Source organism: Ancylobacter dichloromethanicus (genome assembly GCF_018390645.1).
Classification (GTDB): Bacteria; Pseudomonadota; Alphaproteobacteria; order Rhizobiales; family Xanthobacteraceae; genus Ancylobacter; species Ancylobacter dichloromethanicus.
The window spans coordinates 414,861-427,963 of record NZ_JAHBGC010000038.1; the positions used below are offsets into that span (position 1 = coordinate 414,861).

At 67.3% G+C, this 13,103-nt stretch carries 16 protein-coding genes; 13 read left to right on the plus strand and 3 right to left on the minus strand.

Annotated elements, in window-relative coordinates; translation table 11 throughout:
* The first annotated feature begins 39 nt into the window (after positions 1-39).
* From KHC23_RS24695 to leuB, 8 genes are all read left to right on the plus strand, one after another.
* Positions 40-174 (plus strand): hypothetical protein, encoded by a 135-nt coding sequence (locus tag KHC23_RS24695; RefSeq protein WP_271188595.1) that lies wholly within the window; start codon positions 40-42, stop codon positions 172-174.
* A 3-nt stretch (positions 175-177) separates the two neighbouring features.
* Positions 178-591 (plus strand): metallopeptidase family protein, encoded by a 414-nt coding sequence (locus KHC23_RS18260; RefSeq protein ID WP_213374382.1) that lies wholly within the window; start codon positions 178-180, stop codon positions 589-591.
* Between the two features lie 56 nt (positions 592-647).
* Positions 648-1,253, plus strand: a complete 606-nt coding sequence (leuD, locus tag KHC23_RS18265) for a 3-isopropylmalate dehydratase small subunit (protein ID WP_213374384.1) — start codon at positions 648-650, stop codon at positions 1,251-1,253.
* Between the two features lie 245 nt (positions 1,254-1,498).
* Positions 1,499-1,840, plus strand: a complete 342-nt coding sequence (locus KHC23_RS18270) for a ribbon-helix-helix domain-containing protein (protein WP_213374386.1) — start codon at positions 1,499-1,501, stop codon at positions 1,838-1,840.
* Between the two features lie 159 nt (positions 1,841-1,999).
* Positions 2,000-2,395 carry a VOC family protein gene (locus tag KHC23_RS18275; protein ID WP_213374388.1) on the plus strand — a complete coding sequence of 132 codons (396 nt, stop codon included), beginning with the start codon at positions 2,000-2,002 and terminating at the stop codon, positions 2,393-2,395.
* 69 nt (positions 2,396-2,464) lie between these two features.
* Positions 2,465-3,001, plus strand: a complete 537-nt coding sequence (locus KHC23_RS18280; protein WP_213374390.1) for a Twin-arginine translocation pathway signal — start codon at positions 2,465-2,467, stop codon at positions 2,999-3,001.
* Positions 3,002-3,016: 15 nt separating this feature from the next.
* A complete protein-coding gene (locus tag KHC23_RS18285; RefSeq protein WP_213374392.1) occupies positions 3,017-4,588 on the plus strand; it encodes a GMC family oxidoreductase in 1,572 nt (523 codons plus the stop codon).
* A gap of 230 nt (positions 4,589-4,818) precedes the next feature.
* Complete coding sequence (gene leuB, locus KHC23_RS18290; protein ID WP_213374393.1) at positions 4,819-5,928, plus strand: 3-isopropylmalate dehydrogenase; 1,110 nt, start codon at positions 4,819-4,821, stop codon at positions 5,926-5,928.
* A gap of 139 nt (positions 5,929-6,067) precedes the next feature.
* Here the strand turns inward: leuB and KHC23_RS18295 are convergent, their stop codons facing one another.
* Positions 6,068-6,343 (minus strand): hypothetical protein, encoded by a 276-nt coding sequence (locus tag KHC23_RS18295; protein ID WP_213374394.1) that lies wholly within the window; start codon positions 6,341-6,343, stop codon positions 6,068-6,070.
* A 97-nt stretch (positions 6,344-6,440) separates the two neighbouring features.
* Complete coding sequence (locus KHC23_RS18300; RefSeq protein ID WP_213374395.1) at positions 6,441-7,394, minus strand: polyprenyl synthetase family protein; 954 nt, start codon at positions 7,392-7,394, stop codon at positions 6,441-6,443.
* A 142-nt stretch (positions 7,395-7,536) separates the two neighbouring features.
* On the opposite strand from KHC23_RS18300, the gene KHC23_RS18305 reads away from it, so the two are divergent.
* From KHC23_RS18305 to KHC23_RS18315, 3 genes are all read left to right on the plus strand, one after another.
* Positions 7,537-8,205, plus strand: coding sequence for a transglycosylase domain-containing protein (locus KHC23_RS18305; protein ID WP_213374397.1), 669 nt, complete (start codon positions 7,537-7,539; stop codon positions 8,203-8,205).
* Between the two features lie 167 nt (positions 8,206-8,372).
* Positions 8,373-8,558 carry a 50S ribosomal protein L32 gene (gene rpmF, locus KHC23_RS18310; RefSeq protein WP_018387408.1) on the plus strand — a complete coding sequence of 62 codons (186 nt, stop codon included), beginning with the start codon at positions 8,373-8,375 and terminating at the stop codon, positions 8,556-8,558.
* A gap of 217 nt (positions 8,559-8,775) precedes the next feature.
* The gene (locus KHC23_RS18315; protein ID WP_271188596.1) at positions 8,776-10,017 is read left to right on the plus strand and encodes an alpha/beta hydrolase; all 1,242 of its coding nucleotides are present in this window, start codon (positions 8,776-8,778) and stop codon (positions 10,015-10,017) included.
* Positions 10,018-10,170: 153 nt separating this feature from the next.
* Here KHC23_RS18315 and phaR read toward each other — a convergent pair whose 3' ends face one another.
* Complete coding sequence (gene phaR, locus KHC23_RS18320; RefSeq protein WP_213374545.1) at positions 10,171-10,743, minus strand: polyhydroxyalkanoate synthesis repressor PhaR; 573 nt, start codon at positions 10,741-10,743, stop codon at positions 10,171-10,173.
* Between the two features lie 256 nt (positions 10,744-10,999).
* On the opposite strand from phaR, the gene KHC23_RS18325 reads away from it, so the two are divergent.
* Together KHC23_RS18325 and phbB are read left to right on the plus strand one after the other, a co-directional pair.
* On the plus strand, positions 11,000-12,178 hold the full coding sequence (locus KHC23_RS18325) for an acetyl-CoA C-acetyltransferase (RefSeq protein ID WP_213374398.1): 1,179 nt from the start codon (positions 11,000-11,002) through the stop codon (positions 12,176-12,178).
* A 152-nt stretch (positions 12,179-12,330) separates the two neighbouring features.
* Entirely contained in the window at positions 12,331-13,056 is a 726-nt protein-coding gene (gene phbB, locus KHC23_RS18330; protein ID WP_213374399.1) for an acetoacetyl-CoA reductase, read from the plus strand.
* Positions 13,057-13,103: the final 47 nt, after the last annotated feature.

Below are 13,103 nucleotides of genomic sequence, written 5' to 3' on the forward strand. Positions count from 1 at the left end.
CGTGCGAGTCGGAAATGGGCACCCTGGCGGACCGGCCGCATGAGCCGGGCGCCCAACGAGTTTCCCCCCGAGGACGACCCGATGGAAGTGTGGGGCCGCCGCATCGGGCGCGGCCTCGCCGTCGTGGCGGGGCTTGTGCTGGCCTATTATCTGTTCGCGACCTATCTGAGGTGAATGATGACCGCGAGCGGGAACTGGCTGAAGCGCGGGGCGCCCTCGCTGGGCGAGATGGAGGCGATGGCCGAGGAGGCCTATGCCCGGCTGCCGGACGCGTTTCGTGCCCTGTGCGGCAATCTCGTCATAAGGGTGGAGGATTTCCCCACCGACGAGGTGCTGAAGGAGATGGAGGCGGAGACGCCGTTCGACCTGCTCGGCCTGTTCCACGGCATCGGGCTGGCGCAGGGCTACGAGACCGTCACCGGGGTGCTGCCGAACATGATCTTCCTCTACCGCCGCCCGATCCTCGACTATTGGGCGGAGAACGACGAGACGCTGGGCGACATCGTCACCCATGTTCTGGTGCACGAGATCGGCCACCATTTCGGCCTGTCGGACGAGGACATGGAGCGGATCGAGGAGGAGGCGGGGTGACCGCGCCGTACCGAATTGAAGTTGACGGGCGCCCCGGCGTCCAGGAGATGTGAGAGATGGACAAGTTCACCACCCTGACCGGCGTCGCGGCGCCGTTGCACATGGTCAATGTCGACACCGACATGATCATCCCCAAGCAGTACCTGAAGACGATCAAGCGCACCGGGCTCGGCACCGGGCTGTTTTCGGAGATGCGCTACAAGGACGACGGGTCGGACAATCCCGATTTCGTGCTCAACAAGCCCGCCTACAAGGGCGCGCAGATACTGGTCGCCGGCGACAATTTCGGCTGCGGCTCGTCGCGCGAGCACGCGCCGTGGGCGCTGCTGGATTTCGGCATACGCTGCGTGATCTCGACCTCGTTCGCCGACATCTTCTACAATAACTGCTTCAAGAACGGCATCCTGCCGATCAAGGTGACCCCGGAACAGCTCGCCGCGCTGTTCGACGATGCCGGCCGTGGCGCCAACGCCAAGATCACCGTCGATCTGGAAAGCCAGACCATCACCGGCCCGGATGGCGGCAGCATCTCGTTCGAGATCGACCCGTTCCGCAAGCACTGCCTGCTCAACGGGCTCGACGATATCGGCCTCACCCAGGTGAAGGCGGACAAGATCACCTCCTTCGAGTCTAAACTCGCCGAGGATCGCCCCTGGGCGTGACGCGCCCCCGCATCGTCCCGGGCCGCCGCAGGCTGGTCCGGGTGAGGGCCGCCGAACCGGGACTCGATCCCGGCTCTCCGGCTCCGGCCGGGATGACGACGTTGAATGGGCGCCGAGTGGCCGCGACTTCATCGTCATCGTGGCGTGCCGGTGAGGCCGGGAACCGGCTTCGCAGCGTTTTTGCTTTACAGCGCCGCTTTCCCGGGATGGAATCGTTCAAAACGAGAACATCCGGGAGACGCCCCATGTGCCACATCTTCGCGGGCCAAGCGCCCGAAACCTATGAGAGCCAGACGCGCTCGGTGCGGATCGGCGGTCATTCGACTTCGATCCGGCTGGAGGCCGCCTTCTGGACCGTGCTCGAGGAGGTCGCGGTCCATCAAGGCATGAGCCTCGGCAAATTTGTCACCAAGCTGCATGACGAGGTGCTGGAACTGCATGGCGAGGTGCGCAACTTCGCCTCGCTGCTGCGCTGTTCCTGCCTCATCTACCTCGCCGAGGTCCGCCCCGCCGGCGTCGCTCCCGCCGCCGCGCGCGAGCGCTATCTGTGCGAGAGCGGGCGAATCCACCTCGCCGCCGCCGAATAGCAGGTGCACCCGGCGGAAGCGCCGTCCTTCGCCCGGAATGCCGTAATGCACATCGTGGTGATGTGTTAGCGGTCTACCACCTGCCGCCCGCCGCGCGGCCTAGCATCCTCATCAAGGCGACGGGTGTCGCCGCAATGGGGTTCAAGGCCGGAGGAACAGGTGGCGAAGGCCATACATTCGATGATCCGCGTGCTCGACGAGGCGCGCTCGGTGGATTTCTACGCGCGCGCCTTCGGGCTGGAGGTGGCGCAGCGCCTGCCGTTTGACGGTTTCACGCTGCTTTACCTGCGCAATGCGGAAGCCGATTTCGAGGTCGAACTGACCGTCAATCACGGCCGCACCGAGCCCTATGCGCTGGGCGACGGCTATGGGCACATCGCCTTCGTGGTGGACGACCTCGATGCCGAGCATGTGCGCTTCACCGAATCCGGCCTCAATCCGCAGCCAGTCAAGGAATTCAACCATGACGGCGCGCTGCTGGCCAAGTTCTTCTTCGTCACCGATCCCGACGGTTACAAGATTGAGGTGCTGCAGAAGCACGGAAGGTATCGTTGAACGACCGCGCCGGCACGCCAATCGGTGCGTAATATCTTAATAATACATAAGAATTTCTGGGAGGTAACAATGGCAACACTGATCGACAGGCGTGGTCCGTCACGCCGCGCCGTGCTCGCCGGCATCGGCGCGGCCGGCGCGCTGATGGTGAGCGGCGCGGCGGTGCTGAACCCGCGCGAGGCGTGGGGCCTGGAGGTCACCGCGCTCAAGCCGGAGACCATGCGCACGCTCATCGTCATGGCGCGCGACGTCTACCCGCATGACCGTGTCCCCGACCGTTTCTACGCCATCGCGATGAAGCCCTATGAGACGGACGCGGCCAAGGACCCCGCGCTCAAGGCGCTGGTCGAGGACGGCGTCGTCACCCTCAATACGCTCGCCAGGGCCAATTACGGCGTGCCCTATGCCGATGTCGGCTGGGAGGACCAGCGCGTGGCGCTGCTGCGCCAGATCGAGGACAGTGCCTTCTTCGAGAAGGTGCGCGGGGGCCTCGTGGTCGGTCTCTACAACCAGGAGGAGATATGGCCGATCTTCGGCTATGAGGGCGCCTCGGCCGACAAGGGCGGTTACATCGACCGCGGCTTCGACGACATCGCCTGGCTGTGAGGGTAGGAGCGAACCATGTCTGCACCCTTCGATCTGAATGATGATTCCGTCGTCGTCATCGTCGGCTCCGGCGCCGGCGGCGGCACTCTGGGCACCGAGCTGGCGCTCAAGGGCATCAAGGTGGTGATCCTTGAGGCCGGCCAGCGCCACAACATGGAAGACTTCGTCAATAATGAGTGGGAGAGCTTCTCCCAACTCGCCTGGACCGACATGCGCACCACCTCCGGCTCGTGGCGGGTGCACAAGAACTTCCCCAACCTTCCCGCCTGGATCGTCAAGGCGGTGGGCGGCTCCTCCGTCCATTGGGCGGGCGCCTCGCTGCGCCTGCAGGAGCATGAGTTCAAGACGGCGTCGACCTATGGCGGCCTCGATGGCGCCAACCTGCTCGACTGGCCGATCACGTTGAAGGAGTTGGAGCCCTGGTACGCCAAGGCCGAGGACCGCATGGGCGTGACCCGCACCAACGGTATCCCCGGCCTGCCGGGCAACAACAACTTCAAGGTGTTCGAGGCCGGGGCCAAGAACATCGGCTACAAGGAGGTTTCCACCGGAAGGATGGCGATCAACAGCGAGCCGCGCGCCGACCGGGGCTCCTGCCAGCAGATCGGCTTCTGCTTCCAGGGCTGCAAGTCGGGGGCGAAATGGTCGACGCTGATCGCCGAGATTCCGCGCGGCGAGGAAACCGGCAATCTGGAAGTGCGGCCGCAGAGCATGGTGCAGAAGATCGAGCACGATGCCTCCGGCAAGGCGACCGGCGTCGTCTATGTCGACAAGGACGGCAAGACCCAGCGCCAGAAGGCGCGCATCGTGGCGGTGGCCGGCAATTCGATCGAAAGCCCGCGCCTGCTGCTCAACTCGGCCAGCAGCCTGTTCCCGGACGGTCTCGCCAACTCCTCGGGGCAGGTGGGGCGCAACTACATGCGCCACATGACCGGCTCGGTCTACGCGATCTTCGAGAAGCCGGTGCACATGTATCGCGGCACCACCATGGCCGGCATCGTGCGCGATGAGGCGGGCTTCGACACCAAGCGCGGCTTCGTCGGCGGCTACGAGATGGAGACGCTCTCGATCGGCGTGCCGTTCATGGCCGCCTTCCTCGATCCGGGCGGCTGGGGCCGCTCCTTCGCCTCGGCGATGGACGGCTATGTGAACATGGCCGGGCTGTGGATCGTGGGCGAGGACATGCCGCAGGAGACCAACCGCGTCACGCTCAACACTGATGTGAAGGACCAGTACGGCCTGCCGGTGGCGAATGTGCATTTCGACGACCACCCGAACGATGTCGCCATGCGCAACCACGCCTATGCGCAGGGCGCGGCGATGTATGATTCGGTCGGCGCGACGCGCTCCCTGCCGACGCCGCCCTATCCCTCGACGCATAATCTCGGCACCAACCGGATGAGCGAGAAGGCCCGCGACGGCGTGGTGAACAAGCACGGCCAGACCCACGACATCCCGAACCTGTTCATCGCCGATGGCAGCCAGTTCACCACCGGCGGCGCCGAAAACCCGACGCTGACCATCGTGGCGCTGGCGCTGCGGCAGGCCGATTTCATCGCCGGCGAGATGACGCGAAAGACCATCTGAGAAACGCCTGCCTCCTGTCAGGGCCGGGCCTTTCCCGGCCCTCCACGGTCCGGCCGATGAAGGCCGCCTCCCTCCCTCCGCCGCCGGCGCCCTGCCGGCGGCTTTTCCTTGCCGGTTGTCCCGCCGCCGACCGCGCACCGCTTGCCAGCAAGGGCGCCAGCGATTAGCACTCGCTCGCCGGGCGGCCGCCCGGCAAAGACGCTCTCCCCACAGCGCCTGCGAGGCATATCATGGCCACCCACAAGCTTCTTCTTCTCCCCGGCGACGGCATCGGCCCCGAAGTGATGGCCGAGGTGAAGCGGGTCATCGACTGGCTCGACAGGCGCGGCGTCGCCTCCTTCGCCATCGAGGAGGACCTCGTCGGCGGCGCCGCCTATGATTCCTGCGGCCTGCCGATCTCCGAGGAGGCGATGGCCAAGGCGTTCGCCGCCGACGCCATCCTGCTCGGCGCCGTGGGCGGCGCCAAATGGGCGCATGTGAACTATGAGGTGCGCCCGGAGGCCGGCCTGCTGCGCCTGCGCAAGGACCTGCAGCTGTTCGCCAATCTGCGCCCCGCCGTGTGCTACCCGGCGCTCGCCGATGCCTCCAGCCTCAAGCGCGAGCTGGTAGAGGGGCTCGACGTGCTGATCGTGCGCGAACTGACCGGCGGCGTCTATTTCGGCGAGCCCAAGACCATCACCGATCTCAGTGACGGGCAGAAGCGCGCCATCGACACGCAGATCTACGAATCCTACGAGATCGAGCGCATCGCCCGCGTCGCCTTCGAACTCGCCCGCACCCGCCGCAACAAGGTGGTGTCGACCGAGAAGCACAATGTGATGAAGACCGGCCTGCTGTGGAAGCAGGTGGTGAGCGAGGTGCACGGTTCTAGCTTCGAGGACGTGGCGCTGGAGCACCAGCTCGCCGATTCCTGCGGCATGCAGCTGGTGCGCGCGCCCAAGCAGTTCGACGTCATCGTCACCGACAATCTGTTCGGCGACATCCTTTCCGACGTGGCGGCGATGCTCACCGGCTCGCTCGGCATGCTGCCCTCCGCCTCGCTCGGCGGGGTGGAGGAGGTCTCCGGCCGCCGCCGCGCGCTCTATGAGCCGGTGCACGGTGCGGCCCCCGACATCGCCGGCAAGGGGCTGGCCAATCCGATCGCCATGGTTGGCTCGCTCGCCATGGCGCTGCGCTATTCCTTCGGCGAGCTGGAAGCGGCCGACCGCATCGAGGCGGCGATCGCCGGGGTGCTGGCCGGTGGTGTGCGCACGGCGGACATCTATTCCGAGGGCAAGACCCGCGTCGGCACAGCAGGCATGGGCGATGCCATCCTCGCCGAGCTCGACAAGGCGGCCTGAGCGGCGACGACCCGTTCTTCGTGACGAGAGAGCCCGGCTTCGGCCGGGCTTTCTGTTGTCGTGGGCTGGTAAGAGCTCATGAAAAAGCCCGGCAAAGGCCGGGCTTCGACGTCGTCAGGGCAACCGGCGAAGGCGCGAATCAGTAGCCCGGCAGGTCGAAGCGGCTCGGCAGCGGCCAGCGAATGCCGGTGATGCCGCCATCGTCGCCATATTGCGGATAGAGCGGCTGGGCGACGTAGACATAGTTGAGGTCGCGCGAGGTGCCGGGCTTCACTACCGGGCCGGGATCGAGATAGGAGCGCGGCGGCAGCTTGCGGATGATGATGCGGGTGGAGTCCTGCGCGTTGGCGGGCGCCGTGGCGACGACGGCGGAGCCAGCTACGAGAGCGGCAAGGGCAAACAGAGCGACACGCATCTCAACCTCCAGGCAACGGTCGCGTCGCATGGCGCGAACGGTCTCGTCAGGTACAACATTGCCCGCAACTTATCGTTCCGTCGAGATGAGGGAAGTACTAATTGCGCCGGTAGGCGACGAAATATGCCGCTTCCACCAGAAGTGTGGCCGCCGTGCCGAAGCCGGAAAGCGCCGCCTCGGCCTCGCCCACCAGCCGGGCGAGCTCCGAACGCGCCCCGTCAATGCCGAGCCTGCCGACCAGCGTGGCCTTGCCGGCGGCGGCGTCCTTGCCCAATGCCTTGCCCACCAGAGCCGCCTCGCCCTCGACATCGAGCAGGTCGTCGGCGATCTGGAAGGCGCGCCCGACCGCGCGGGCGTAGCGGTCGAGGCTGGCGCGCTCGGCCGGGCTGGCGCCGCCGAGCAGCGCCCCGGCCTCGCACGCCTGGCGCAGCAGCGCGCCGGTCTTCATCGCCTGCAACTCGATGATGGCCTCTGCCGGAAGGTCGAGCGGCGCGGGGTCGAGCCCCCCCTCGCCGAATCGCCCCTCGGCGGCGAGATCGAGCATCTGGCCGCCGATCATGCCGGCGACGCCGGCCGCCCGGGCGAGGCTGGCGACGAGGGCGAGGCGCACGCGCGCGTCAACGTCGCCATAGGGGCCGGTGTCCTCGCGGGCGAGGATCTCGAAGGCGAGGGTCAGCAACCCGTCGCCGGCGAGGATGGCGGTCGCCTCGTCAAAGGCGCGGTGCACGGTCGGCTGGCCGCGCCGCAGCTCGTCGTCGTCCATCGCCGGCAGGTCGTCATGGACCAGCGAATAGCAATGGATGCATTCAAGCGCCGCCGCCGCCGGCATCGCCGCGTCTGCGCGCACGCCGAACAGCGCGGCGGTCTCCAGCACCAGGAACGGGCGCAGCCGCTTGCCGCCGGCGAGCGTCGCATGGCGCATCGCCGCCGCCAGCCTCTCGCCCGGCGCGCCGCTCTCCGCGATCGCCCCGTCAATATGGGCGGTCACCGCCTCGGCGGTGCGGGCGAGTGCGGCGGCAAGGGGCGGGGGGAGGTTCTCAGAAGCGGGCATGGTGTCCGTAGGGTTGGCGCAGCCGGAACTGCGCGTTCCGTGCCCGAGGTGGACGGCGCGGTCAAGCGAGGGTCCGGTTCACGCGCCGGCCGGTCGACCGCCGCGGTGAGCCCGGCTAGAGTGGCCGGGCCGGGGAGAGAGCATGGGTCGGGTGTGGCGTTGGGTGTGGAAGATCGCGCTGGTGGCGGTGGCGACGCCGCTGGTGCTCGGCCTGCTCTATAATGTGGTGCCCGCGCCATCGACGCTGATGCTGGCCCGCTGGGCGGGCGGCCAGCCGGTCGAGCGCGTCTGGCTGCCGCTCGACGACATCTCGCCGAACCTGATCCGCTCCGTGCTGGCCTCGGAGGATGCGCGCTTCTGCACCCATTCGGGGGTCGACATGGTGGAACTGCAGGGCGTGATCGACGAATCGGACGGGCTGAACGCGCCGCGCGGGGCGTCGACCATCACCATGCAACTGGTGAAGAACCTGTTCCTGTGGAATGGGCGCAGCTTCATCCGCAAGGGCCTGGAACTGCCGCTGGCGCTGTATCTCAACGTGGTGATGCCGAAGCGGCGCCAGCTCGAACTCTATCTCAATCTTGCCGAATGGGGGCCCGACGGCCAGTTCGGCGTCGAGGCGGGCGCGCGGCGGGCCTTCAGGCGCGGGGCCGGCGACCTCACGGCGCGGCAGGCGGCGCTGCTCGCGGTCATGCTGCCCAACCCGCACCGGCGCGATGCCGGCAAGCCGGGCAGGGGGCTGAGCCGGCTGGCCGCCAATCTGCAGGCGCGCATTCCGCGCGAGGGGGCGGAGCTGACCGCCTGCCTTTGAAGCGCGGGCGGAGGCGGCGGGCGGGCGCCGCTCAACCTCTGCGACAGATTTGCGTCTGCCTCTTTCACTCGTGCGCATGAGTCTGTATAAGCCGCCACTCGAATTACGCACGATCCGGCGCCGGCCCTTCCGACTGGGCGTGAGCCAGGCCGGGACAGGAGAAGACCATGGCAGTTCCGAAGAAGAAAACCAGCCCGTCGCGTCGCGGCATGCGCCGCTCCGCCGACGCTCTCGCCAAGCCGACCTATATCGAGGACAAGGATTCGGGCGAGCTGCGCCGTCCGCACCATCTCGACCTGAAGACCGGCATGTACAAGGGCCGTCAGGTTCTCAAGGTCAAGGCCGAGGCCTGATCGGCTCCGGCCGGCCTTTCGGCGGTGGTTTCTGAAGCCGGCCCCGAGGGCCGGCTTTTGCGCGTCCGGGCCGCCTGCCGGGTGCGGCCTTCGAGACGCCCGCAACGGTAACGATCCGGAAGCCATCGCAGGCGTATCATCTCGCGTCGGCGCGCATGGTTGCTTACCAGCGCGCGGCGACGGTGATAGGTGTTGCGCGTCGAACGGGGAGCCTGTCGTGTTGCGTGGAGCAAGCCGTGGATCGCGCCGGGGCGTCGCCTGGCTGTTTGTGGCCGCCGTGCTGGCGCCCGCTCTGGCCGGTTGCGCCTCGCGCCCCGGCGACGACGCGCTCTCGGTCATCGAGGTCGACCCGGTCAGCATCAGCGAACACACCATCCTCGTCGCTTCCGCCCGCGCCCGCGACCCGCGTCCCGGCGTGTTCTACAATGGCGAGCGGACCCCGGAGCTGAGCTTCGCCAAGGTCGAGATCGGCGTGCCGCCGACCCACAAGCCCGGCATGGTGGAGGCGCCGACGAGATCGCCGCCCAATCCGGCCACGGACATGGTGGTGCTCGAGGCCGAGTATCGCGACACGCCCAAGCAGTTTTCCGCCGACCTGAAGAGCGAGCTGGCGAAGTACCCGGCCGGCAAGCGGCAGGCGGTCATCTTCGTGCACGGCTACAACACGCTGTTCTCGGAAGCGCTCTATCGCCTGACGCAGATGGTGGAGGATTCCAAGGCGCCGGGCGTGCCGGTGCTGTTCACCTGGGCCTCGCGCGGCGAAATCGCCGATTATGTCTATGACACCAACAGCGCCACCGCCGCCCGCGACCGGCTAGAGGAGACGATCCGTCTCGTCTTCGACAGCGGCGCCGACCAGGTGACCATCTTCGCCCATTCGATGGGCAACTGGGTCACGGTGGAGGCGCTGCGGCAGATCCAGATTTCCGGCAGGCCGCTGCCGCTGAACAAGCTCGGCAACATCATTCTGGCGGCGCCTGACATCGACGTCGACGTGTTCAAGAGCCAGCTCAAGCGCATGGGCAAGCCGCCCAAGCCCTTCATCGTCATCGTCTCGAGCGACGACAAGGCGCTGGCCTTCTCCGACTTCATCGCCGGCGACAAGCCGCGCCTCGGGGCGTACACCCACGACACCGAGCTGGTCGAACTCGGCGCGGTGGTGATCGACATGTCCAAGGTGAAGTCGACCGATGGATTCAATCACGCCAAATTCGCCCAACTGGCCGAACTGGCGCCGCAGCTTCGCGGCATGCTGGCGCGCGCCGCGCAATCGAATGGCGGCACCCCGGTCGAGGTCGCGGGCATCCAGTTTTCCGGCCTCGACAGGATGAGGGCCGCGCAGGTCGCGGCGGGGCTTCCCGCCCATTCGCAATCGAGTGCCGGCGAAACCCATCAGAACGACCCGGTCGTCGATACAGCGACCTCGATCGTCAGCGCGGGTGCCGTGGCGCGGCCCTGAGGCGCGGGGAGATGGTCCGCGTCCGCGCACCGGGCCGACGAGACCGCACACGCCGATGCCGGCCCGGCGGCAGGCCTTCCAGCGGATCGGCCGGGCGTGGCCGGCGCCCCCTCTCGGCCGCGCCGGCTCCCCGAGCGCCTCGGGGCTTGAACCTCAGTCCGGCTTGCCGCCGTCGCCGAGCTTGTCGAGGCGCTTCTGCATGTCGGCCACCTGCCGGCGCAACTCGTCGAAATCGTCCGGCTGCGGGCCGGCGGGCGCGGCCGGGGTGTCCTCGGCGCGGCCGTTCGGCAGGAACATCTTGAAGGTGCGGTCGAACATTTCCATGTTCCGGCGGACATGCTCGTCCAATATGCCGAAGCCGCCAATGCCCAGCGTCTTGGAGAAGTTCTCCCGCAGGCTGTTCTGTTCCTTGCTGAAATTCTCGATCGTCATGTCGAGATAGCGCGGCACCAGCATCTGCATGCTGTCGCCGTAGAAACGGATGATCTGGCGCAGGAAATTGATCGGCAGCAGGTTCTGCCCCTTGCCTTCCTGCTCGAAGATGATCTGGGTCAGGACGGAGTGGGTGATGTCGTCGGAGGATTTCGCGTCGTAGACGACGAAATCCTCGCCGTTCTTGACCATCTGCGCGAGGTCTTCCAGCGTTACATAGGTGCTCGTGCCGGTATTGTAGAGGCGGCGGTTCGCGTATTTCTTGATGGTGACGGGTTCGTTGGATTTTGCCATTGTGATCCAGTCGCCTTGATCGTTTCCCATTGAAAACTCTAGGACGTTTCCCGACGCCCGGCTACAGGAATTGTGGCCGCTTGCGGGCGTGGCCCCGGCATGGTGCGGCGCGGTGCCGACCTGACGCAAGAAAAGCCGCCTGCCATTGACATGGATCACGGGAGCCCACCACGATGCTGTCACACCTAGCCACGAAGGTGCGGCATCGGCTCGCTGGCTGTGCCGGATAAACGGAACGTACCGGAGGACGTCATTCATGAAAGACGGCATCGTCATCGTCGGCGCCGCGCGCACGGCTGTGGGCGCGTTCAACGGCGCGCTTTCCTCGCTGCCGGCGCATGAGCTCGGCAAGATCGCGATCATGGCGGCGCTGGAGCGGGCCGGCGTCGCGCCGGACGCGGTGAGCGAGACCATCATGGGGCAGATCCTCACCGCCGGCGCGGGCCAGAACCCGGCGCGCCAGGCCTCGGTGGCGGCCGGCATCCCGGTGGCGAGCCCGGCCTGGGGCGTGAACCAGCTCTGCGGTTCCGGCCTGCGCGCCGTCGCGCTCGGCTATCAGGCGATCGCCAATGGCGACAGCGAGATCGTGGTGGCGGGCGGCCAGGAGTCGATGAGCCAGGCGCCGCATTGCGCGCATCTGCGCAACGGCACCAAGATGGGCAATCTCGAAATGGTCGACACCATGATCAAGGATGGCCTGTGGGACGCCTTCAACGGCTATCACATGGGCACCACCGCCGAGAACGTCGCCCGCCAGTGGCAGATCACCCGCGACGAGCAGGACGAGTTCGCCGTCCGCTCGCAGAACAAGGCCGAGGCGGCGCAGAAGGCCGGCCGCTTCAAGGATGAGATCGTCCCGGTCACCATCTCCACCCGCAAGGGGGAGGTCGTCGTCAGCGACGACGAATATCCCCGCCACGGCGCGACCCTCGATTCCATGACCCGGCTGCGCCCCGCCTTCTCCAAGGATGGCACGGTGACCGCCGGCAACGCCTCCGGCATCAATGACGGCGCCGCCGCCATCGTGCTGATGAGCGCCTCCCGTGCGGCCGAGGCGGGCAAGAAGCCGCTGGCGCGCATCGTCTCCTGGGCGCAGGCGGGCGTCGATCCGGCGATCATGGGCTCGGGCCCGATCCCCGCCTCGCGCCGCGCGCTGGAAAAGGCCGGCTGGAGCGCCGCCGATCTCGACCTGATCGAGGCCAACGAGGCCTTCGCGGCGCAGGCTTGCGCGGTGAACAAGGATCTCGGCTGGGACACCTCGAAGGTCAATGTGAATGGCGGCGCCATCGCCATCGGCCACCCGATCGGCGCCTCCGGCGCCCGCATCCTCACCACGCTGCTCTACGAGATGGAAAAGCGCGATGCCAGGAAGGCGCTGGCCACGCTGTGCATCGGCGGCGGCATGGGCATCGCCATGTGCCTGGAACGCGACTGAGCGTCCGGAACGTGACTGATGCGGATCGGGCACAGGCCGCGCAGTCCGTGAACCGGCGCGACGGCTTGGCGGCTTCGCCGCCTTGCCGCCATCAAGAATCGACGTACAAAACGTCGAGGGTTCCCTGGGGAAGGGACGCCAGAGGGGGATATATGGCTCGCGTTGCGTTGGTCACAGGGGGTACGCGCGGCATCGGCGCGGCCGTCTGCAAGGCACTGAAGGCGGCCGGCTACGAGGTGGCCGCCAGCTATGCCGGCAATGACGCGGCGGCCGCCGCGTTCACCGCGGAGACCGGCATTCCCGCCTTCAAATGGGACGTTGCCGACTTCGCGGCCTGCAAGGCCGGCATCGCCGAGGTGACCGCCGCGCTCGGTCCGGTCGAGGTGCTGGTCAACAATGCCGGCATCACCCGCGACGGCATGCTGCACAAGATGACGCCCGAGAACTGGCACGCGGTGATCGACACCAACCTCACCTCGGTGTTCAACATGTGCCGCAACGTGATCGAGGGCATGCGCGAGCGCAGTTTCGGCCGCATCGTCAATATCTCGTCGATCAACGGCCAGAAGGGCCAGATGGGCCAGACCAACTATTCCGCCGCCAAGGCGGGCGAGATCGGCTTCACCAGGGCGCTGGCCCAGGAGGTCGCCCGCAAGGGCATCACCGTCAACGCCATCTGCCCGGGCTATATCGCCACCGAAATGGTGCTGGCGGTGCCCAAGGAGGTGCTGGAGAAGAGCATCCTTCCGCAGATTCCGGTCGGCCGGCTCGGCGAGGCGGAGGAAATCGCCCGCTGCGTGGTGTTCCTCGCCGCCGACGACGCCGGCTTCATCACCGGCTCGACGCTGGCGGCCAATGGCGGCCAGTATCTCGCCTGAGACGCGGTTCGCCGCCGCCGGGCGCAGGCTGTGCGCCCGGGGAGCGG